Source organism: Streptomyces muensis (assembly GCF_021474425.1).
In the GTDB taxonomy this organism is placed as follows: Bacteria; Actinomycetota; Actinomycetes; order Streptomycetales; family Streptomycetaceae; genus Streptomyces; species Streptomyces muensis.
This window is the reverse complement of the sequence record NZ_JAKEIP010000160.1, coordinates 1-19,534: the sequence shown is the minus strand read 5'-3', so window position 1 is coordinate 19,534 and position 19,534 is coordinate 1. Positions and strand designations below refer to the sequence as shown.

Here is a 19,534-nt window from a genome sequence, read left to right as displayed (position 1 = left end):
GGGCTGCTCGCGGCGGTGGGCGCCTTCTTCGTCGTACGGCGTCGAAGGCGTCGAAGGCCGTACGGCGGCGAGGTGGCCGATGCCGAACGGCCGTTGATGGACGCGGAGTTGACGGGAGCGGGGACGTGAAGGGCTGGGTGCGGATTCCGGCGCTGGTGGCGGTGCTGGCGATGCTGATGTCCCCGATGGCGTCGGCGGCCGACGGCCCGCCCACCGTCAAGCTGTCCAAGTCGCAAGCCGGAACCGGCGGTTCGGTCACCGTGACCGGCAGCGGCTGGCGGGCGCGTGCGCTGCTGATGATCCTGATCTGCGGCCAGTCCGTGCCGTCGTCCGGAGTGACCGGCGGCACCAACTCCTGCGCCAACGCGGACGGCAGGGCCGTGACCACGGACGCCGAGGGGCGCTTCAGCAAGAAGCTGCCGGTCGCCGAGCCGCCCGTGCCGTGTCCCTGCGTGGTGCACGTGGCGACGGTGACCGGGGCGAAGGCCGAGGCCGACGCGATCTTCCAGGTGGCCGGGCACGCGGTCGAGCCGCTGCCCGCGGAGCCGGCGGGCGGGCGCCTGTCGGTCCTCACGGACACCCGGCTGGACGGCTCCAGCGGCCTGCTCACCTGGTTCGGCGCACCCCCGGCGCGCACCCTGGTGTTCACGGTCGGCAACGTCGGCACCTCACCGGTGAAGAACCCGGTCTTCCAGGTCGGCACCTCCCACGGCGTGTTCGCGCCGCAGTGGGAGGAACAGCAGTGGCGCGGCACGATCCAGCCGGGCGGGAAGGCGCGGATCGAACTGCCGGTGGAACTCGCCGCCGGGGCGCACGGCGACTACGCGGTCTCGCTGAAGTACGGCGGCAAGGTGATGGCCGAACAGCCCTGGGGCGTGGGCCGGCCCTGGGGCGTGACGCTGTTCTGGATCCTGGTCTGTCTCGTCGTACCGGCCGCCGTGTTCCGCGTCGGCATGGCGGTCGTGGACCGGGTACGCCCACGGCAGACCACCCGGCGCCGCGGCCTCCGTCTCCCCGAACTGGCCCTGCGCATCCCGGGGTTGAAGCCCCGCGCGGAAGCGAGGCACGCCCTCGCCGCCCCTCCCTCGACCCTGCCGTGGTTCACCCCGGACAGCGATCCGGGCACGGCCGGGCGGCTCTCCGCACCGTACGACGACAGTCCGACGAGTCCTGCGACCCCCACCAGGAAGGCACCCCCGTGAGCAAGCCAAGGAGAGTCACACCGGTACGTCCTCGGAGAGCGACCGCTGCGGGCGCCGCCCTGATGCTCGGCGGCGCGGGCGTGCTGCTCGGCGTGGCCGCGGCGCCCGCGCAGGCGGCCGAGGTGGCGTACGCGACCGAGTGCATCCCGCCCGCGATCTCCGGCCTGCCGCCGGTCCAGGGCACCACGAAGGTGGAGGTCACCGCGCCCGCCGAGGCGAAGGTCGGCGACGAGGTGGAGATCGTCTGGAAGTTCGTCCAGGCGGCGTCCAAGAACCCGAACATCCTCGACCTGGAGGCGAACACCGTCCAGCCGACGGGAACCCTGAAGGCGGCCGGCGCGCAGACGGCGGACATCGCCATGCAGGGGCCCCGGGAGAACCCGCCGATCCCGAAGAACACCGAGATGAAGCTGTCCGACATGAAGGGCAAGCTGAAGCTGACGGCACCGGGCGAGGTGACCCTGACGCCGGACGCGTACAACATCAACGTCAACAAGCCGATCTCCACCGACACCAAGTGCGCGCCGAAGGAGACGGTGAAGCCGGCGGCCACCATCAAGGTGACGGACGGGGGCGGGAGTTCGGGCGGTACGACGGGCGGGTTGCCGACGGTGATCCCGACGCTCCCGACGAGCGTGCCGACGGGCCTGCCGACGGGTTCGCCGAGCACTTCGGATCCGACGCCGAGTGAGAGCGAGACGGGCGGGGACGCGGGCGGTTCGAGCACGGGTGGCGGCGGAGACGGCGGGCAGAGCGACTTCACCGGCAAGGAGGTCCAGGTCCCCTACGAGTGCAAGACGCCGATCGGCGACAAGGAGGCCACCTCGCCGGTCCAGATCAACGCCAAGAAGAACGGCGGGAGCTTCGACCTGACGGTCCAGTTCAAGAAGTCGGTGATGGACAGCCCCGCCGACATCCCCAAGGACTCCGTCAAGCCGTCGATGGAGGTCGCCCTGGGCGGCGCCGACAAGGGCACGGTCCATGTCGAGGGCCCGACCAACGCCGAGCCCATCAAGTCGGGCGACCCGATCGAGATCCCCGACCTCACGGGCACCTACAAGCCGGGCGCGAGCGGCGAGTCCACTCTCTCCCCGGGCGTCCTGACGATCGAGGCCCTGGGCACGACGACGACCTGCACCCCGGCCAAGTCGGAGGTCTCCCTGACCCTGGACACCACCGAGCAGGCGAGCGGCGCGTCCGGCGGCGGATCGGCAGGCGGGTCGACAGGAGGTTCCGCCGGCGGCTCGTCGACCGACGGCGGCCTGGCGGCGACGGGAGCGGAGGACCAGGGCTCCCTGAAGGCACTGGGTTTGGTGGCGGGAACGGCACTGCTGCTGGGAGGCGCGGTGTTCACGTTCATGCCAAGGAGGGGGCTGCGCTGACCGACCTTCTATTTTCAGGGGCGCGGGGCTGTATCGATGTGCGGCTCCGCCGCGCGGGCGCACAGAGGCGCAACCGACGGGGCCGTTACACCCACGTGAGTGCAACGGCCCCGTCGGCTCAAGTCGGCGCAGCGCTACCGCACGTCCCCCATGAGCGCCCGGATCTTCCGCCCGGCCACCATGAACACCAACCCCGCGGCGACAGCGATGACGGCCCACATCGTGTAGTACACCGCGTCCCCCAGCGGAGCGTTCAACTTGGTGGTCCAGCCGTTGAGCGCGTTGCCCGTGGCGGTGGCCAGGAACCACAGGCCCATGATCTGGCCCACGAACTGCTTCGGCGCCAGCTTCGTCGACAGGGACAGGCCCACCGGCGACAGGCACATCTCGCCGAGGGTCTGCACCAGGTAGACGCTCAGCAGCCAGAAGACGGTGACCTTGCCCGTGTCGCTGTTCGCGGCGGCGGCACCGGCCAGGCCCATGATGCCGAACGAGCCACCGATGAGGAGCATCGCCAGGGCGAACTTCATGGGCGTGCTCGGCTCACGGTCACGCCGGGCCAGCTTCACCCACAGCGCCGCGAAGATCGGGGCGAGCACGATGACCATGGCCGGGTTCACCGACTGGTACCAGGACGCCGGGAACTCCCAGCCGCCGATCATGCGGTCGGTCTTGGTGTCCGCGAAGATCGTCAGCAGCGAACCGGACTGGTCGTAGATCATCCAGAACAGCACCGCGGTGGCGAAGAACCAGGCGAAGGCCTGGATCTTCGGCTTGTCCGACTTGGCCAGCGCCGGGTTCCGGTACATCGCCACGAAGTAGACGATCGGGACCACGATGCCGAGGACCGCGAGCACGTTGACGATGTGCTCTATGTCGTACGTGCCCAGCGCGAGGTCCGCGACCAGCGCGACGACGGCGATGCCGCCCCACAGCGCGACCTTGCGCAGCGCGGCACGCTTCTCCTCGGGGGAGGCCGGGGTGCCCGGCTCCTTGCCGATGTCGCCGAGGTGACGGCCGCCGAGGACGTACTGGATGACCGCGAGGGTCATACCGACACCGGCGACACCGAAGCCGAGGTGCCAGTTGACGTTCTCGCCGAGGTAGCCGACGACCAGTGGGGCGGCCATGCCGCCGATGTTGATCGCCATGTAGAAGAGCGTGAAGCCGGCGTCGCGGCGGGCGCTGGGCTGGCCCTCGTAGAGACCGCCGACCATCGCGGAGATGTTCGGCTTCAGCAGACCGGTGCCGATCGCGATCAGGCCGAGACCGCAGAAGAAGGCGACGTCCGCGGGGATCGCCAGCGTGAAGTGGCCGGCGGCGATGACGATGCCGCCGACGAGGACGGCCTTACGGGCGCCCCAGAGGCGGTCGGCGACCCAGCCGCCGGGCATGGCGGCCATGTACACGACCGCGTTGTACACGCCGTAGATCGACGCGGCCAGGGCTTCCCGGCCGGCGAGCGGGCCGTCGAGGACGCCCGCGATCAGGTAGAGGACGAGGATGCCGCGCATCCCGTACCAGGAAAAGCGCTCCCACATCTCCGTCATGAAGAGCGTGGCCATACCGCGGGGGTGGCCGAAGAAGGTCTTCTCGGTGCCGGGGGTGCCCGGGGAGGCCGAGTCCTTCGTCAGGCTGGACGCCATGGTCGATCCTTGCTGGTCGGGACGCGCATCGACGTAGAGCGGTCACGCGCCCGGTGGGGGGAGCGGTCGGTTCCGGCGGGTTGGCCGCCCGGCCGCGTCTCATTCCTCGGATCCTTGATCCGCACACTGGTCCGCACACAAAAGAGACCCTCGGCGTCAAGCGCCGAAGGTCCCCGCAGTGCTACGGGCGTAGAGTCACCATACGTCAGGACACGGGCGGAAATGGAAGGACTTGAGACCGGGATCACAGGTGTCGAGGGAACCGCGGCCACCCTTTCCAAGGTCCTTTCCAGGATCGCACTTCGTAGGCATAGGTCTGTACCACAGCCGTCGGAGGTAAGAGACCGGTCAGGAGCCGGTAAGAACCAAGGCGCCGATCACACCCCAGCTCTTGTCACGGGCGGACTACCATCAGCTCATGACCCGTGTACTGCTCGCCGAGGACGACGCGTCCATTTCGGAGCCGCTGGCCCGCGCACTGCGCCGGGAAGGGTACGAGGTCGAGGTGCGGGAGGACGGACCCACCGCGCTCGACGCAGGAATGCAGGGCGGGATCGACCTGGTCGTGCTGGACCTCGGTCTCCCCGGCATGGACGGCCTGGAGGTGGCCCGCCGGCTGCGTGCCGAGGGCCACGCCGTGCCGGTGCTCATCCTGACCGCGCGCGCCGACGAGGTGGACACCGTGGTCGGCCTGGACGCGGGCGCCGACGACTACGTCACCAAGCCGTTCCGGCTCGCCGAGCTGCTCGCCCGGGTCCGGGCCCTGCTCCGGCGCGGCGCCGCCGAGCCCGCGCAGCCGCCGGCCACGCACGGCGTCCGGATCGACGTCGAGTCGCACCGCGCCTGGATGGGCGACGAGGAACTCCAGCTCACCGCCAAGGAGTTCGACCTGCTGCGGGTGCTGGTGCGCGATGCGGGGCGGGTCGTCACCCGGGACCAGCTGATGCGCGAGGTCTGGGACACGACCTGGTGGTCGTCGACCAAGACGCTCGACATGCACATCTCCTGGCTGCGTAAGAAGTTGGGCGACGACGCGGCCAACCCCCGCTACATCGCGACGGTGCGGGGCGTCGGCTTCCGCTTCGAGAAGAGCTGACGGACCGGCCGTCGGCCGTCGGGTATCGGCTCGTTCCCGCCACATGAGCCGTACGGAAAGATAAGCAGGCAGATATCAGGACATGCGCCGCCGACTGATCCAGTCCACCCTCGCCGTCGTTCTCGTCGTGATCGCGGTCTTCGGCGTGTCCCTCGTCATCGTCGAGACGCGGACGATCACCAGCACCGCCCAGGAGCGGGTGGACACCGAGGCGGTGCGGCTGGCCAGCATCGTGGACACCCGGCTGCTCGGCGACCAGACCGTGAACGCCTCGGCGCTGCGCGACCAGATCCAGGGGGACCGTTACGCCGAGATCCGCATCCCGGGCAAGCCCGTGATCGAGGTCGGCACCAAGCCCACCGGGGACGTCATCAGCGCCCATGAGACGGGCGAGGAGGGCGAGACGGTCACCGTGCAGGAGCCGCGCTCGTCGGTGACGCGCGAGGTCGGCCGTACGTTGCTGATCATCGGGGCGGTGGCGTTGCTGGCGGTGATCGCGGCGGTGCTGCTCGCGGTGCGCCAGGCCAACCGGCTCGCCTCGCCGCTCACCGACCTCGCGGAGACGGCGGAGCGCCTCGGGTCGGGGGACCCCCGGCCGCGCCACAAGAGGTACGGCGTCCATGAACTGGACCGTGTCGCGGACGTCCTCGACTCCTCCGCCGAGCGCATCGCCCGCATGCTCACGGCGGAGCGCCGCCTCGCCGCGGACGCCTCCCATCAGCTGCGTACGCCGCTCACGGCGCTCTCCATGCGGCTGGAGGAGATCACCCTCACCGATGATCCCGACACGGTGAAGGAAGAGGCGACGATCGCGCTCACCCAGGTCGAGCGGCTCACGGACGTGGTGGAACGCCTTCTCACCAACTCCCGTGACCCCCGCAACGGCTCCGCCGTCACCTTCGACCTCGACGAGGTCATCCAGCAGCAGCTGGCCGAGTGGCGTCCCGCCTATCGCAGTGCCGGTCGTGCGATCGTCAGTTCGGGCAAGCGTCACCTGGAGGCCGTCGGCACTCCGGGCGCGGTCGCCCAGGTCCTTGCCGCGCTGATCGAGAACTCCCTCATGCATGGCGGTGGCACGGTGGCGCTGCGTACCCGTGTCACCGGCAACCAAGCCGTCATCGAGGTCACGGACGAGGGGCCCGGCATCCCCGCCGATCTCGGGGCCCGCATCTTCGAACGTGCCATCAGTGGCCGCAACTCCACCGGGATCGGTCTTGCCGTGGCTCGTGACCTCGCGGAGGCGGACGGTGGGCGCCTGGAAATGCTCCAGACGAAGCCTCCCGTCCTGGCCCTGTTCCTCTCCCGCACACCTCCGCCGAAGCCGAGCCAGGAGTCGGGGCCGACGGTGAGGTAACAGGGCGAGGGAGGGGTGGTCAGCTGACGCGTTGGTGTACTCGTGATTCCTTCTCGGCCCGTTGCCGTCGCTCAAGGAACGATTCCGCGTCCTCCGCGGACGGCTCCTCCACCGGCAGCGCGCGGAACACCCACGTCCGATACGACCAGAACCGGAAGAGCGTCGCGACACCGATGCCGAGGAACTTGAAGATGTTGCTCTGCAGCGGACTGTCCCACCCGAAGGCGTACGTCGCCGCGTACAGCACCCCGTTCTCGATCACCAGCCCGACCACGCTGAACAGCAGGAACAGCCCCAGTTCCTTCGTACGCCGGCTCTTGTCCCGATCCCGGTAGGTGAAGTACCGAAACCCCAGGTAGTTGAAGATGATCGCGACCACGGTGGCGATGACACTCGCCCGCACCACCTGCAGATCGGTCACATGCCGCACCAGGTTGAACACGAGGAGATTGACCAGAAGCCCGGCCCCACCCACCGCCCCGAACTTGGCCACCTCACGCACCAGCCGGTCGAAGCGCTGTCGTACGGCACTACGAGGTACCGGAGGAGGCGCCGATTGAAGCCCCGAGGAACCACGTCCCATGGTCGTGAAGGCTCCTGTCGGTCGGTTTGCCGGTCGGTTTCGTCAACCCAGCCATGCTAACCACCCCCTTCGTCGATTGCCTGTGGGCGAGCTCATAGGCCGGTACACAGGACGGGAAGAGACCCGAAAAAGTCCGGTAAGAGGGTCGCCCCGCGGTGGCCGATACCCTAGGGGCGTGACGTTCCCGGTAGTCGGCATGGTCGGCGGGGGCCAGCTCGCTCGTATGACACACGAGTCGGGCATCCCGTTGGGCATCAGGTTCAAGCTTCTCAGTGACACCCCTCAGGATTCCGCGGCGCAGGTCGTCAGCGATGTCGTCATCGGCGACTATCGCGACCTCGACACGCTCCGCGAGTTCGCGAGGGGCTGCGACGTGATCACCTTCGATCACGAACACGTACCCACCGAGCACCTCAGAGCCCTGGAGGCGGACGGCATCCCCGTCCGCCCGGGCCCCGACGCGCTCGTGCACGCCCAGGACAAGGGCGTGATGCGAGCGCGGCTCGACGCGATCGGCGTGCCGTGCCCCCGGCACCGGATCGTGAGCGACCCGGCGGACGTGGCCGCCTTCGCGCGCGAGGGCCTTCCCGAGGGTGCCGAGGGCGACGGCTTCCCGGTCGTCCTCAAGACCGTCCGCGGCGGCTACGACGGCAAGGGGGTCTGGGTCGTCGACTCCGTCGAGGAGGCCGCGGACCCGTTCCGCGCCGGCGTCCCGGTCCTCGCCGAGGAGAAGGTCGACTACGTACGGGAGCTCGCGGCGAACGTCGTACGGTCGCCCCACGGCCAGGCCGTCGCCTACCCCGTCGTCGAGTCCCAGCAGGTGGGCGGCGTCTGTGACACGGTCATCGCGCCCGCCCCCGATCTCGACGAGACCCTCGCCCTGAAGGCCGAGGAGATGGCCCTCACCATCGCCAAGGAACTCGGCGTCGTCGGCCACCTCGCCGTGGAGCTGTTCCAGACCCGCGACGGCCGCATCCTCGTCAACGAGCTCGCGATGCGCCCGCACAACTCGGGCCACTGGACCCAGGACGGGGCGATAACGTCCCAGTTCGCCAACCACGTCCGCGCCGTCCTCGACCTCCCGCTCGGCGACCCGCGCCCGCGCGCCAGGTGGACCGTCATGGTCAACGTCCTCGGCGGCGACTACCCGGACATGTACTCCGCGTACCTGCACTGCATGGCCCGCGACCCCCGGCTGAAGATCCACATGTACGGCAAGGACGTGAAGCCGGGCCGCAAGGTCGGGCACGTCAACACCTACGGCGACGACCTCGACGACGTGCTGGAGCGCGCCCGTCACGCAGCCGGCTACCTGAGAGGCACGATCACCGAATGAGTACCGCTGTCGGCCCTGTCGTGGGCATCGTCATGGGTTCGGACTCCGACTGGCCCGTGATGGAGGCCGCCGCCCAGGCCCTCGACGAGTTCGAGATCGAGTACGAGGTCGATGTCGTCTCCGCGCACCGTATGCCGCGCGAGATGGTCACGTACGGCGAGCAGGCGGCCGAGCGAGGCCTCAAGGTGATCATCGCCGGGGCCGGTGGCGCCGCTCACCTCCCCGGCATGCTGGCCTCGGTCACGCCGCTGCCGGTCATCGGCGTCCCGGTCCCGCTGAAGTACCTCGACGGCATGGACTCCCTGCTCTCGATCGTGCAGATGCCGGCCGGCGTGCCGGTCGCCACGGTCTCCGTCGCCGGCGCGCGCAACGCGGGTCTGCTGGCCGCCCGCATCCTCGCCGCGCACGACGAGGACCTGCTGCAGCGGATGCGTGAGTTCCAGCAGGAGCTGAACGACCAGGCCACCGAGAAGGGCAAGCGTCTGCGTGCCAAGGTCGAGGGCGCGAGCGGTTTCGGCTTCGGCTCGGGGAAGTGACGACGATGACCTCCGCCTCGTTGGAGGCAGCCCGGGAACTCCTGCGCGAGTTCCCGGTCGTCGACGGCCACAACGACCTCCCGTGGGCCCTGCGCGAACAGGTCCGCTACGACCTCGACGCCCGCGACATCGCCACCCACCAGGGCGCCCATCTGCACACCGACCTCCCGCGGCTGCGCGAGGGCGGCGTGGGCGCGCAGTACTGGTCGGTGTACGTCCGCTCGGACTACGCCGGCGACAAGGCGGTCAGCGCCACCCTCGAACAGATCGACTGCGTACGGCAGCTGCTGGCCCGCTACCCGGCCGACCTGCGTCCCGCGCTGACGGCGGCGGACGTGGAGGCGGCGCGTGCGGAGGGCCGTATCGCCTCCCTGATCGGCGCGGAGGGCGGCCACTCCATCGCCGACTCCCTGGCGACGCTGCGGTCGCTGTACGCGCTGGGCGTCCGCTATATGACGCTCACCCACAACGACAACATCGCGTGGGCCGACTCGGCGACGGACGAGCCCGGCGTGGGCGGCCTGTCGGCCTTCGGCCGCGAGGTCGTCCGGGAGATGAACCGCGAGGGCATGCTCGTCGACCTCTCGCACGTGGCGGCGACCACGATGCGCGACGCCCTGGACACCACGTCGGCCCCGGTGATCTTCTCCCACTCCTCCTCCCGCGCGGTGTGCGACCACCCGCGCAACATCCCCGACGACGTCCTGGAACGCCTCCCGGGCAACGGTGGCGTCGCGATGGTGACGTTCGTGCCGAAGTTCGTGCTCCAGGCCGCCGTCGACTGGACCGCCGAGGCCGACGCGAACATGCGGGCGCACGGCTTCCACCACCTCGACACCACCGCCGAGGCGATGAAGGTGCACCGCGCCTTCGAGGAGGCCAACCCGCGTCCGGTCGCCACGGTGTCCACGGTCGCGGACCACCTGGACCACATGCGCGAGGTCGCCGGCATCGACCACCTCGGCATCGGCGGCGACTACGACGGCACCGCCTTCACCCCCGACGGCCTGAACGACGTCTCCGGCTATCCCCGCCTCATCGCCGAACTCCTGGACCGCGGCTGGTCGAAGCCCGACCTGGCCAAGCTGACCTGGCGGAACGCGGTACGGGTGCTGGGCGCGGCCGAGGACGTGGCCCGTGACCTCCGGGCCACCCGGGGTCCGTCCAACGCGACGATCGAGGAACTGGACGGATAGCGGGGCCGCCCGGTCACGGCTGCCCGATCCGGCAGAGGCAGAACGGATGCCCCGCCGGGTCGGCGTACACCCGGAAGTCCTCCTTGTCCTCCGTGTGCAGCAGCCGCGCCCCCAGCCAGGGCGCGATCAGCAGGCGCACAGGCAGAACGGGTGCCCGGCAGGGTCCGCGTAGACCCGGAAGGTCCGCGAGCGGTCCTCGGCGTCCAGCGGCTTCGCCCCTAGTGCCAGCACCTCCTTCTCGGCCGTGTCCAGGTCCTCGACCATCAGGTCCAGATGGAACTGCTGGGAGTGCTCGGGCGCGGGCCACCGCGGCGGTACGTGATCGGGGGCCGCCTGGAACGCCAGTGCCGGCCCGCCGGGCACCTTCAGGTCCACCCAGTCTCCCTCGCCCTCGACGCTTCCGCCGAGCACGCGCGCGTAGAAGTCGGCGAGGGCGCTGGGGTCGGGACAGTCCAGGACGACGGCGCCCACTGAAGAGATGGCCATGACTTCCTCCTCGAAGCCTTGGTTACCTGTGCTTTGCGTCAACAGGTAACGCGGTTACCTCATGCTCCCGTATTGGCGGTAACCTCGCAAGGGGATTCGGGCCTGGAGGGATAGCGTTCGACCATGAGTGAGAGATCGCCCGCGCCCGGGGGCCTGGAGCTGGTCCAGTCACTGGTCAACACGCTGGACATCGAGTCGGGCGCCGACGCGCTGGACACGGCGGACGGCCGGGCGCGCTTCGGGCTGGCCGAGGAGGACGTGGCCGGCGCCCGCGAGCTGCGGGAGTCGCTGCGCGTGGCCCTGCTCGCCCACGCGGGCCATCCCCCGCACCGTACGGTGACCCCGCTCGGCGAGCTGCTGGCGGCGGGCCCGCTGGTGGTGGCGGTCGACACCGCAGACGGTTCGGCCACCCTCGCCCCGGCCCGGGAGGGCCCGCTGCTCTCCCGCGTGGCGGCCGCGATAGCCCAGGCCCTGGTCGAGGGCACCTGGGGTCGGCTCAAGGCCTGCGAGGCGGTCGACTGCCACTGGGCGTACTACGACCGCAGTCCGGCGGGGCGCGGCCGCTGGTGCTCGATGCAGGTGTGCGGGGCGCGCGCGAAGATGCGGCGCTATCGAGCCAAGTAGGCCGCCGTGCCGAGCGAGTCGGCCATTTCGAAAGGTTGTTGAAGATTCACTCGGCGCCGGGTGGCCGGTGTGGGGCAGAATGCGACAAGACGCCGTTTCGGCCGACTGAGCCTCGGCCGAAACGGCGTCCCCGCGTCACTGTCTCCGGTCGGAGGAAGCTGACGACACCACCTAGGCCGTCGGGCGTCCCATCGCCCGGTAGCTCCAGCCGGCCTTCCGCCACAGCGCCGGGTCGAGGGCGTTGCGGCCGTCCAGGATCACCCGGGCCGCCGCGACCTCGCCGAGCGCGGCCGGGTCCAGCTCGCGGAACTCCCGCCACTCGGTGAGGTGCAGGACGACATCGGCGCCGCGCACCGCCTCGATCGCGCTGTCGGCGTAGCCGAGGGTCGGGAAGAGACGGCGGGCGTTGTCCATGCCCTTGGGGTCGTACACCGTGACCTGGCCGCCCTGGAGGTGGATCTGCCCGGCGACGTTCAGCGCGGGCGAGTCCCGTACGTCGTCCGAGTCGGGCTTGAAGGTGGCGCCGAGCACCGCGACCCGCTTGCCCAGGAAGGGGCCGCCGCCCAGCGCCTGCCGGGCGAGCTCCACCATCTGGCCGCGCTGGCGCATGTTGATCGAGTCGATCTCGCGCAGGAAGGTCAGCGCCTGGTCGGCGCCCAGCTCACCGGCGCGGGCCATGAAGGCGCGGATGTCCTTGGGCAGACACCCGCCGCCGAAGCCGATCCCGGCCCGCAGGAACTTCCGTCCGATCCGGTCGTCGTAGCCGATGGCCTCCGCCAGCTTGGCCACGTCGCCGCCGGCGGCCTCGCACACCTCCGCCATCGCGTTGATGAAGGAGATCTTCGTGGCGAGGAAGGAGTTGGCGGACGTCTTGACCAGCTCGGCGGTGGGGAAGTCGGTGACGACGAAGGGGGAGCCTTCGGCGATCGGCGTCGCGTACACCTCGCGCAGCAGCTTCTCGGCCCGCTCGCCGCGCACGCCGATCACCAGCCGGTCCGGGCGCAGCGTGTCCTGGACGGCGAAGCCCTCGCGCAGGAACTCCGGGTTCCAGGCCAGCTCGGCGTCCTCGCCGGCCGGCGCGTGCTCGGCCAGGTAGGCGGCGAGGCGGTCGGCGGAGCCGACGGGCACGGTGGACTTGCCGACGACGAGGGCGGCGTTCTTCAGGTGCGGGGCGAGCTGGGCGAAGGCGTTGTCGACGTACGACATGTCGCACGCGTACTCACCGTGCCGCTGCGGAGTGTTCACGCACACGAAGTGCACATCGCCGAACTCCCCGACCTCGGCCCAGTCCATGGTGAACCGCAGCCGCCCGGTCGAGCCCTCGATCCCGGCGACATGCTTGCGCAGCAGTTCCTCGAGACCCGGCTCGTACATCGGGACCTCGCCGCGCCGCAGCATCTCGATCTTCTCGGGCACGACATCGAGCCCCAGCACCTCGAAGCCGAGCTCGGCCATGGCCGCGGCGTGGGTCGCGCCGAGATAGCCGGTGCCGATCACGGTGATCTTGAGGGCCATGGGGACTCCAGAAAGGGGTACGGGGGAGGTGCGCGCCCGAGCATAGTCGGAGCCTTTGCAGGGCAACTTCCCAGCTGTCGCCAAGCTCACGTACCCGTGCCGTGAGCCGACCTCTAAAATTTGAGTTACTTAACGGTAATTAGCGCCAGCATCGCACTGACCAACCAGCGTCCTTGGAGCGTGAGAGACCTTGGCCGGATCGGCTGACTTCGACCTGTACCGCCCGTCCGAGGAGCACGACATGCTCCGCGACGCCATCCGTTCGCTGGCCGAGGCGAAGATCGCGCCGCATGCCGCCGCGGTGGACGAGGACGCCCGCTTCCCGCAGGAGGCGCTGGAGGCCCTGGTCGCGAACGACCTGCACGCGGTGCACGTGCCCGAGGAGTACGGCGGCGCGGGCGCGGACGCGCTCGCCACGGTGATCGTGATCGAGGAAGTGGCCCGCGTCTGCGCGTCCTCCTCCCTGATCCCGGCCGTGAACAAGCTCGGCTCGCTGCCCGTGATCCTCTCCGGCTCCGAGGAGCTGAAGAAGAGGTACATGACCCCGCTCGCCAAGGGCGACGGCATGTTCTCGTACTGCCTCTCCGAGCCGGACGCCGGCTCCGACGCGGCCGGCATGAAGACCAAGGCCGTCCGCGACGGCGACCACTACGTGCTCAACGGCGTGAAGCGCTGGATCACCAACGCCGGCGTCTCCGACTACTACACGGTGATGGCGGTCACGGACCCCACGAAGCGCTCCAAGGGCATATCGGCGTTCGTCGTCGAGAAGTCCGACGAGGGCGTCTCCTTCGGCGCCCCGGAGAAGAAGCTCGGCATCAAGGGCTCCCCGACCCGCGAGGTCTACCTGGACAACGTTCGCATCCCGGCGGACCGCATGATCGGCGAGGAGGGCACCGGCTTCGCCACCGCGATGCAGACGCTGGACCACACCCGCATCACCATCGCCGCCCAGGCCCTCGGCATCGCCCAGGGGGCCCTGGACTACGCCAAGGGCTACGTCCAGGAGCGCAAGCAGTTCGGCAAGCCGATCGCCGACTTCCAGGGCATCCAGTTCATGCTCGCCGACATGGCCATGAAGATCTCGGCCGCCCGCGCCCTGACCTACCAGGCCGCCGCCGCCTCCGAGCGCGGCGACGCCGACCTCACCTACCAGGGCGCCGCCGCCAAGTGCTTCGCCTCGGACGTGGCGATGGAGGTCACCACGGACGCCGTCCAGCTGCTCGGCGGCTACGGCTACACCCGTGACTACCCGTGCGAGCGCATGATGCGCGACGCCAAGATCACGCAGATCTACGAGGGCACGAACCAGGTCCAGCGCATCGTGATGGCGCGGAACCTGCCGTAACGGGAGTCCTGCCGCAACGAGGGCGATCGGAGGAAGCCCGGGTTTGACCGTGTGGGCCGGACCCGGGCTTCCTCGTCAAGGCGCGGAGCCACCCCCACCGTGGTGCCGTACGAAACGGCTGTCTCATGCGTCCTTGAGGTAGGGCTCGAGCAGCGTGCCCCATGAGTGAGTGATCTTCTCGAACTCGTCGGGGCACCTCTCGGCCCGCTCCTCGGGGAGCACGCCGTCCGGGTTGCCCTGGCTCTCGACGATCCACTTGTACGCGTCGGGATTCGAACCGTAGAGCCAGCAGGACCAGTTGTAGAACCGCTGGATGTCCAGGGAGTGCTCGTCGGCGTACTCGTTGGCGGGGATGCCTCCGGCCGCGTCCGCCTCCGCGAGGCCGGACCAGGCGTTGATCGTGTCGATCGCGTACTCCTGGTGTTCGTCGTCGCCGCTGGCGAGCAGCAGTGCGGACAGCTGGTCGACGGCGTCCTCCTCCTCGCCGGTGGCGGGCAGGTCGTACATGGCGATGAGGCCGTGGCCGAGTTCGTGCAGGAGGACGCCATTGGTCAGGCCGACGAGGTCCTGCTCCACGGCGGCGTCCCGCTCCTTGGCGCTGCCCTCGGTCTCCTGCTTCTCGTAGACCTGCCTGAGGGTGTCGACGAACTCGTAGCAGTACGTGATGTCCTTGGTCTGGGGATTCCAGAAGGCGTTGACCTGTCCGCAGCTCTTCGCGCGCAGTGGCACGTCGTACGGAAGAGCGACGATGTCGTCGGCGTAACGCGCGACGCCCTCAAGGGCCTTGGTGCGCTTGAGGAACGCTTCCGCCCGCCGGTCCGCGGGTTTCTTCGGCTCCTCGTACGACACCACGAGACGGCCCTGGCCCGCGGACGGCGACGGGGAGGCGGCGACGGACGCGGAGGGCGTGGCCTTGAACGGCCGCACCACATCCTCGGTCTTCGTCGTCGCGTCGTCGGAGCCGGACGAGCAGCCGGTGACGGCGGTGACGACGGCCCCGACGAGAACGGCCCCCGCCCGGACTCGTGAACTCCGCACCGTTGTCACCAGGGATCACCTCTCACGGGCGCCGTCGGACACGGAACGCCTCCGCACCCACCGTGGCGGCGGGCCGCCCACCGGGCAAACGACGCGGGCCGAACGGGTGGCTCCCCGCCCCGGGTGCGGTCAGTCCTCGAACCCCTCCGCCGCCCGCTTCTCCCGCAGCTCCTTGATCGCCCGCCGCCGCGCCAGCCGGTGCGTCCGCCTGATCTGCGCCTCCTGGTACCGCCGCTTGTCGCGTTCGGACTCCGGTATCACCGGGGGCACCCGGCGCGGCTTGCCGTCGGCGTCCACCGCCGCGAAGACCAGGTAGGCCGAGCCGACCTGGGTGGGCGGGGCCGACTCGTTCCAGCGCTCGGCCAGGACCCGTACACCGACCTCCATCGAGGTGCGGCCGGTCCAGTTCACCTGGGCCTTCACATGGACGAGGTCACCGACGCGCACCGGCTCAAGGAAGGCCATCTCGTCCATGGACGCGGTGACGGCGGGGCCACCGCTGTGCCGGCCGGCCACCGCACCCGCCGCGTCGTCGACGAGTTTCATGATCACACCGCCGTGCACCGTCCCCAGCAGGTTGGTGTCGTTGTGGGTCATGATGTGACTGAGGGTGGTGCGGGACGCGGAGGTCGGCTTGCCCGGGATCTCCTGAGTGCCCGACTCCGCTGTGGTGACCTGGTCTGTCATGGCCTCCACCTTATGCCGAGCAGACATTCGCGGACTTTGTGTTGGCTTCGCAACAGCCGTGCCTCTATTTTCCCGCGAACCTTGTAAGGCACCCGGCCATGCCCTGCACACTGGGGCGCATGAATGACTGGCCCGGTGGATGGTCCGACGACAATCGCGGTAACCGCTACGGACGCGGCAGCTCGAGCGCACAGCCCGAGGGTGCCCGCGTGATGCGGCAGGTCCGCCGCGGTCCGGCGGCACCGCCCGGCCAGGGCTACGGCGGGGTGCCGCAGCAGCCGTCGTATGTGAACGGCCAGGGCCATGGCGGCTACGGCGACGACACCGCCTACGACGACGGGTACGACAGCGGCTACAACACCGGGCAGGTCTACGGCGGCGGCCCGGGCGGCCCCGGCGGCCGCGGCACGCACGAGCCGCGCCCCGCGCCGAACTGGCGGCGCCGGATAAAGCTGACCGCGATCACGCTGGCGACCGTGCTGGTCGTGACGACCGTCGCCACCTACTTCTGGGCCGACGGCAAGCTCAACCGCGAGGTCGACCTGTCCAAGGTCATCGAGCGGCCGGAGGCGGGCGAGGGCACGAACTACCTGATCGTCGGCTCCGACAGCCGTGAGGGCATGACGGCCGAGCAGAAGAAGGAACTGCACACCGGGTCCGCCGAGGGCAAGCGCACGGACTCTATGATGATCCTGCACACCGGCAGCGGCGCCCCGACGCTGATCTCGCTGCCGCGTGACTCCAACGTCACGATCCCGTCGTTCGTCGGCTCCGACTCCGGCAAGACCTACCCGGGCACGGGCCGCCAGACGAAGCTGAACGCGGCGTACGCGGAGGACGGTCCCGAACTGCTGGTCCGCACCGTCGAGGCCAACACCGGACTGCACATCGACCACTACGTCGAGATCGGCTTCGCCGGCTTCGCGAACATCGTGGACTCGGTCGGCGGCGTCGAGATCGACATCCCGCAGGACATCAAGGACTCCAAGTCCGGCGCCGACTTCAAGAAGGGCAAGCAGACCCTGAACGGCGAGGAGGCGCTCGCCTTCGTCCGCACCCGCTACGCGCTGGCCGGCTCCGACCTGGACCGGACGAAGAACCAGCAGAAGTTCCTGTCCGCCCTGGCCAACCAGGTCGCGACCCCGGGCACGGTCCTCAACCCGTTCAAGCTGTACCCGACCATGGGCGCGGGCCTGGACTCGCTGATCGTCGACAAGGACATGGGCCTGTGGGACCTGGCGTCCATGTTCTGGGCGATGAAGGGCGTCAGCGGCGGCGAGGGCAAGTCCATGAACATGCCGATCTCGGGCAACGCCGCGAACGGCAACCTCCAGTGGAACACCGCGAAGGTGAAGCAGCTGGTGGAGCAGCTGAAGAACGACGAGACGGTGACCGTCTCGGGCAACTGAGCGCACCGCTGATCGAGGGCACCCCCGGCCCAGGGGGTGCCCTCGACCGCTGTCAGGCGGTGCTCACATCGTGGCGCCGGCCATCGCGCGACAGGTGGCGGCACAGCGACGACACGCCTCGGCACAGCGCATCATCTGCGCGTCGTCCGGCATGGACATACACGCCTCGGCGCACATCTCGCAGGCCTTGGCGCACATCGCGCACATCTCGGCCGACATCGGCGAGCGGCGCATCATCATGTCCGCGCACATGCGGGTCGTCTCGGCGCAGTCCATGAGCGCCCGCATGATCTGCATCTGGGCCTGGCCGCCCATCTGCATGCAGGAGCTCATGGTCTCCTCGCAGATGCCGTGGCAGGTCATGCACGCGTCGACGCAGTCCTGCATCTCCTTGCTCATGGCAGGCATGGTTCCGGGCTGGGTCATGGCTCCTCCTGGGGGACGCGGGAGCCCGGGGCGGGCCCCGTGCCCTTCCGTCCTACGCCCGCCCACCGCGCCGCGCCATCGGGCGGACACGAACAATTCACACCAGATGCCGCACGAGCCAACGCGCCCGGCATTCCGCCGAACGCCGCCGCACACGTCCATTGAGGTTATGGACGCTGCCAGGGGGTGTTTGGAAAGTCCGCACAGCGCCCCCTACGAGCACCCCGCCTCGTCGCCCCGCACCACGATGGACTGGCCCTGCGTCGGATCCTCGGCCCGTACCTTGCGCACCTTCTCGAAGTCCGCCCCGACCATCACCTTCAGCGTCGGCCCGAGCCCCTTCACCACCCGCAGCTCGCTCCCCGGCAGCGCGGCCGCCAGCGACTTCGCCGAGCGGTCCCAGCCGGGGTCGTGGGCGACGACCGTCCGCTTCAGCGCCCGGTCCGCCGCGGCCACCGGACGTCCCGTCGTACGGAACCCGGTCGCCGCCAGCGCCTCGTCGACGCGCTTGCCGAGGCCGTTCTCCTTCGTGCCGTTCTCCACCTGGACATGGATCTCCTGCGGGGCGACCTCCACGGGGACCGCCCGGCGCTTCGGCCGGTGCGCGGACAGCGGCTTGTCCTCGCGCAGGGCCCGGAAGAGGCGCTCGGCCTGCGCGGTGTCCCACTTCACCGTGGAGCCGACGCCCTTCACCTCGTACTCCAGCTGCCCGATCGGCACGGTCGTGAACTCCGACGACGACGGCGAGAAGTTCCGCATCGCCCGCCCCAGGCCGAGCAGCTCGCCCGTCCCGAAGCCCTTGTCGGCCCGCACCGAGCCCAGTACCGCCCGTGTCACGTCCCGGAACCTCATCGGGTTCAGCAGGATCCCGGACGACGTCGCCCGCTCGACCAGCGCCGCCATGAACCGCTGCTGCCGGTGGACCCGGCCCAGGTCGGAGTCGCTGTCGACATGCCGCGCGCGGACGTACTGCAACGCCTCGCCGCCCATCAGCCGGTGCCGCCCGGCCGGCAGGTCCAGCCCGGTGTAGGAGTCCTTCAGCGGCTCGGCGGTGCAGATCTGCACACCGCCGACCACGTCCACCGTCTTCATGAAGCTGGTGAAGTCGACCTCCAGATAGTGGTCGATCTTGACGTGGGTCATGTGCTCGACCGTGCGCACGGTGAGGTTCGGGCCGCCCTCCGCGTACGCCGCGTTGATCTTGATGGGATGGGCCTTGCGCCCGTCGCCGGAGGGCACCTCGGCGTAGGAGTCACGCGGCAGGCTCACCACGCTGGCCCGCTCCCGGTCCTCCGAGATGTGCACGATCATGATCGTGTCCGTGCAGTGGCAGGGTGCGCCGCCCAGCCGGTACTTGCGCCGCTCCTCCTCGCTGATGCGGTCGCGGCCGTCCGTGCCGACCAGCAGGACGTTCATCCCGTGCCCGGCCTGCGGCCGGTTCTTCATGTCCTTGAACGGGTCCACGCGCGCGATCTTCGCGTCCAGGCTGGTGACCACCGCGTGCCCGATCCCGGCCGAGGCCAGGATCACCACCGACAGCGTGGTCACCGTCCGCATCGCCCAGCGCGGCCGCCGCCTGCGCCGTACGGGCGCGACCGGCCGCGCCCCGCCACGGGACGGCTGCGGACTGCGCTGCGGCGAGGCGGGGGAGCGGCGGGGCGGCGTGGGCA

19 protein-coding genes are annotated in these 19,534 nt (G+C 69.9%); 10 read left to right on the top strand and 9 right to left on the bottom strand.

Going from position 1 to position 19,534, the window contains the following annotated elements:
- Positions 1 to 125: 125 nt before the first annotated feature.
- Positions 126 to 1,202, top strand: a complete 1,077-nt coding sequence (locus tag L0P92_RS29465; RefSeq protein ID WP_372497353.1) for a hypothetical protein — start codon at positions 126 to 128, stop codon at positions 1,200 to 1,202.
- A 62-nt stretch (positions 1,203 to 1,264) separates the two neighbouring features.
- Positions 1,265 to 2,584, top strand: a complete 1,320-nt coding sequence (locus L0P92_RS29460; RefSeq protein WP_234766091.1) for a hypothetical protein — start codon at positions 1,265 to 1,267, stop codon at positions 2,582 to 2,584.
- A gap of 134 nt (positions 2,585 to 2,718) precedes the next feature.
- Here the strand turns inward: L0P92_RS29460 and L0P92_RS29455 are convergent, their stop codons facing one another.
- Positions 2,719 to 4,230, bottom strand: a complete 1,512-nt coding sequence (locus tag L0P92_RS29455; protein ID WP_234766088.1) for a peptide MFS transporter — start codon at positions 4,228 to 4,230, stop codon at positions 2,719 to 2,721.
- A gap of 418 nt (positions 4,231 to 4,648) precedes the next feature.
- Between L0P92_RS29455 and L0P92_RS29450 the strand changes: the two genes are divergently transcribed.
- Together L0P92_RS29450 and L0P92_RS29445 are read left to right on the top strand one after the other, a co-directional pair.
- A complete protein-coding gene (locus tag L0P92_RS29450) occupies positions 4,649 to 5,326 on the top strand; it encodes a response regulator transcription factor (protein WP_048583165.1) in 678 nt (225 codons plus the stop codon).
- An 82-nt stretch (positions 5,327 to 5,408) separates the two neighbouring features.
- Positions 5,409 to 6,680, top strand: a complete 1,272-nt coding sequence (locus L0P92_RS29445; RefSeq protein WP_234766087.1) for a sensor histidine kinase — start codon at positions 5,409 to 5,411, stop codon at positions 6,678 to 6,680.
- A gap of 19 nt (positions 6,681 to 6,699) precedes the next feature.
- Here L0P92_RS29445 and L0P92_RS29440 read toward each other — a convergent pair whose 3' ends face one another.
- Positions 6,700 to 7,263 carry a GtrA family protein gene (locus L0P92_RS29440; RefSeq protein WP_234766086.1) on the bottom strand — a complete coding sequence of 188 codons (564 nt, stop codon included), beginning with the start codon at positions 7,261 to 7,263 and terminating at the stop codon, positions 6,700 to 6,702.
- A 175-nt stretch (positions 7,264 to 7,438) separates the two neighbouring features.
- Here L0P92_RS29440 and L0P92_RS29435 point away from each other — a divergent pair, with 175 nt between their 5' ends.
- The 3 genes from L0P92_RS29435 to L0P92_RS29425 are packed head-to-tail and all read left to right on the top strand — an operon-like array spanning position 7,439 to position 10,331.
- Entirely contained in the window at positions 7,439 to 8,599 is a 1,161-nt protein-coding gene (locus L0P92_RS29435; protein WP_234766085.1) for a 5-(carboxyamino)imidazole ribonucleotide synthase, read from the top strand.
- Positions 8,596 to 9,135 carry a 5-(carboxyamino)imidazole ribonucleotide mutase gene (gene purE, locus L0P92_RS29430; protein ID WP_234766084.1) on the top strand — a complete coding sequence of 180 codons (540 nt, stop codon included), beginning with the start codon at positions 8,596 to 8,598 and terminating at the stop codon, positions 9,133 to 9,135. The genes L0P92_RS29435 and purE overlap by 4 nt, the downstream gene beginning before the upstream one ends.
- Positions 9,136 to 9,140: 5 nt before the next feature.
- Complete coding sequence (locus L0P92_RS29425) at positions 9,141 to 10,331, top strand: dipeptidase (protein ID WP_234766090.1); 1,191 nt, start codon at positions 9,141 to 9,143, stop codon at positions 10,329 to 10,331.
- 13 nt (positions 10,332 to 10,344) lie between these two features.
- Here the strand turns inward: L0P92_RS29425 and L0P92_RS29420 are convergent, their stop codons facing one another.
- Positions 10,345 to 10,470 (bottom strand): VOC family protein, encoded by a 126-nt coding sequence (locus L0P92_RS29420; protein WP_372497352.1) that lies wholly within the window; start codon positions 10,468 to 10,470, stop codon positions 10,345 to 10,347.
- Positions 10,458 to 10,817 (bottom strand): VOC family protein, encoded by a 360-nt coding sequence (locus L0P92_RS29415; protein WP_234766083.1) that lies wholly within the window; start codon positions 10,815 to 10,817, stop codon positions 10,458 to 10,460. Before L0P92_RS29415 ends, L0P92_RS29420 begins: the two co-directional genes overlap by 13 nt.
- A 123-nt stretch (positions 10,818 to 10,940) precedes the next feature.
- Between L0P92_RS29415 and L0P92_RS29410 the strand changes: the two genes are divergently transcribed.
- Entirely contained in the window at positions 10,941 to 11,441 is a 501-nt protein-coding gene (locus tag L0P92_RS29410; protein WP_234766082.1) for a CGNR zinc finger domain-containing protein, read from the top strand.
- Between the two features lie 171 nt (positions 11,442 to 11,612).
- On the opposite strand, the gene L0P92_RS29405 is transcribed toward L0P92_RS29410, so the two are convergent.
- Positions 11,613 to 12,956, bottom strand: coding sequence for a UDP-glucose dehydrogenase family protein (locus tag L0P92_RS29405; protein ID WP_234766081.1), 1,344 nt, complete (start codon positions 12,954 to 12,956; stop codon positions 11,613 to 11,615).
- A gap of 190 nt (positions 12,957 to 13,146) precedes the next feature.
- On the opposite strand from L0P92_RS29405, the gene L0P92_RS29400 reads away from it, so the two are divergent.
- Positions 13,147 to 14,304, top strand: coding sequence for an acyl-CoA dehydrogenase (locus L0P92_RS29400; protein ID WP_273634113.1), 1,158 nt, complete (start codon positions 13,147 to 13,149; stop codon positions 14,302 to 14,304).
- A 123-nt stretch (positions 14,305 to 14,427) separates the two neighbouring features.
- Here L0P92_RS29400 and L0P92_RS29395 read toward each other — a convergent pair whose 3' ends face one another.
- Both L0P92_RS29395 and L0P92_RS29390 read right to left on the bottom strand, forming a co-directional pair.
- Positions 14,428 to 15,342: a DUF4344 domain-containing metallopeptidase gene (locus tag L0P92_RS29395; protein ID WP_234766080.1), complete on the bottom strand. Its 915-nt coding sequence runs from the start codon at positions 15,340 to 15,342 to the stop codon at positions 14,428 to 14,430.
- Positions 15,343 to 15,471: 129 nt separating this feature from the next.
- Positions 15,472 to 16,029, bottom strand: coding sequence for an acyl-CoA thioesterase (locus L0P92_RS29390; protein WP_234766079.1), 558 nt, complete (start codon positions 16,027 to 16,029; stop codon positions 15,472 to 15,474).
- A 119-nt stretch (positions 16,030 to 16,148) separates the two neighbouring features.
- Here L0P92_RS29390 and L0P92_RS29385 point away from each other — a divergent pair, with 119 nt between their 5' ends.
- Positions 16,149 to 17,438 (top strand): LCP family protein, encoded by a 1,290-nt coding sequence (locus L0P92_RS29385; RefSeq protein ID WP_234766078.1) that lies wholly within the window; start codon positions 16,149 to 16,151, stop codon positions 17,436 to 17,438.
- Positions 17,439 to 17,501: 63 nt separating this feature from the next.
- Here L0P92_RS29385 and L0P92_RS29380 read toward each other — a convergent pair whose 3' ends face one another.
- Complete coding sequence (locus tag L0P92_RS29380; RefSeq protein ID WP_234766077.1) at positions 17,502 to 17,864, bottom strand: four-helix bundle copper-binding protein; 363 nt, start codon at positions 17,862 to 17,864, stop codon at positions 17,502 to 17,504.
- 213 nt (positions 17,865 to 18,077) lie between these two features.
- Positions 18,078 to 19,534: LCP family protein (locus L0P92_RS29375; protein WP_234766076.1), on the bottom strand; the 1,457-nt coding region annotated here is incomplete at its 5' end.

What these genes read in the sequence shown, in the direction of transcription:
- L0P92_RS29450 (WP_048583165.1), top strand. Translation starts at nt 4,649, where the DNA reads ATGACCCGTGTACTGCTCGCCGAGGACGACGCGTCCATTTCGGAGCCG.
- L0P92_RS29445 (WP_234766087.1), top strand. Translation starts at nt 5,409, where the DNA reads ATGCGCCGCCGACTGATCCAGTCCACCCTCGCCGTCGTTCTCGTCGTG.
- L0P92_RS29390 (WP_234766079.1), bottom strand. Translation starts at nt 16,029, where the DNA reads ATGACAGACCAGGTCACCACAGCGGAGTCGGGCACTCAGGAGATCCCG.
- L0P92_RS29380 (WP_234766077.1), bottom strand. Translation starts at nt 17,864, where the DNA reads ATGACCCAGCCCGGAACCATGCCTGCCATGAGCAAGGAGATGCAGGAC.
- L0P92_RS29440 (WP_234766086.1), bottom strand. Translation starts at nt 7,263, where the DNA reads ATGGGACGTGGTTCCTCGGGGCTTCAATCGGCGCCTCCTCCGGTACCT.
- L0P92_RS29385 (WP_234766078.1), top strand. Translation starts at nt 16,149, where the DNA reads ATGAATGACTGGCCCGGTGGATGGTCCGACGACAATCGCGGTAACCGC.
- L0P92_RS29410 (WP_234766082.1), top strand. Translation starts at nt 10,941, where the DNA reads ATGAGTGAGAGATCGCCCGCGCCCGGGGGCCTGGAGCTGGTCCAGTCA.
- L0P92_RS29455 (WP_234766088.1), bottom strand. Translation starts at nt 4,230, where the DNA reads ATGGCGTCCAGCCTGACGAAGGACTCGGCCTCCCCGGGCACCCCCGGC.
- purE (WP_234766084.1), top strand. Translation starts at nt 8,596, where the DNA reads ATGAGTACCGCTGTCGGCCCTGTCGTGGGCATCGTCATGGGTTCGGAC.
- L0P92_RS29460 (WP_234766091.1), top strand. Translation starts at nt 1,265, where the DNA reads ATGCTCGGCGGCGCGGGCGTGCTGCTCGGCGTGGCCGCGGCGCCCGCG.
- L0P92_RS29405 (WP_234766081.1), bottom strand. Translation starts at nt 12,956, where the DNA reads ATGGCCCTCAAGATCACCGTGATCGGCACCGGCTATCTCGGCGCGACC.
- L0P92_RS29415 (WP_234766083.1), bottom strand. Translation starts at nt 10,817, where the DNA reads ATGGCCATCTCTTCAGTGGGCGCCGTCGTCCTGGACTGTCCCGACCCC.
- L0P92_RS29425 (WP_234766090.1), top strand. Translation starts at nt 9,141, where the DNA reads ATGACCTCCGCCTCGTTGGAGGCAGCCCGGGAACTCCTGCGCGAGTTC.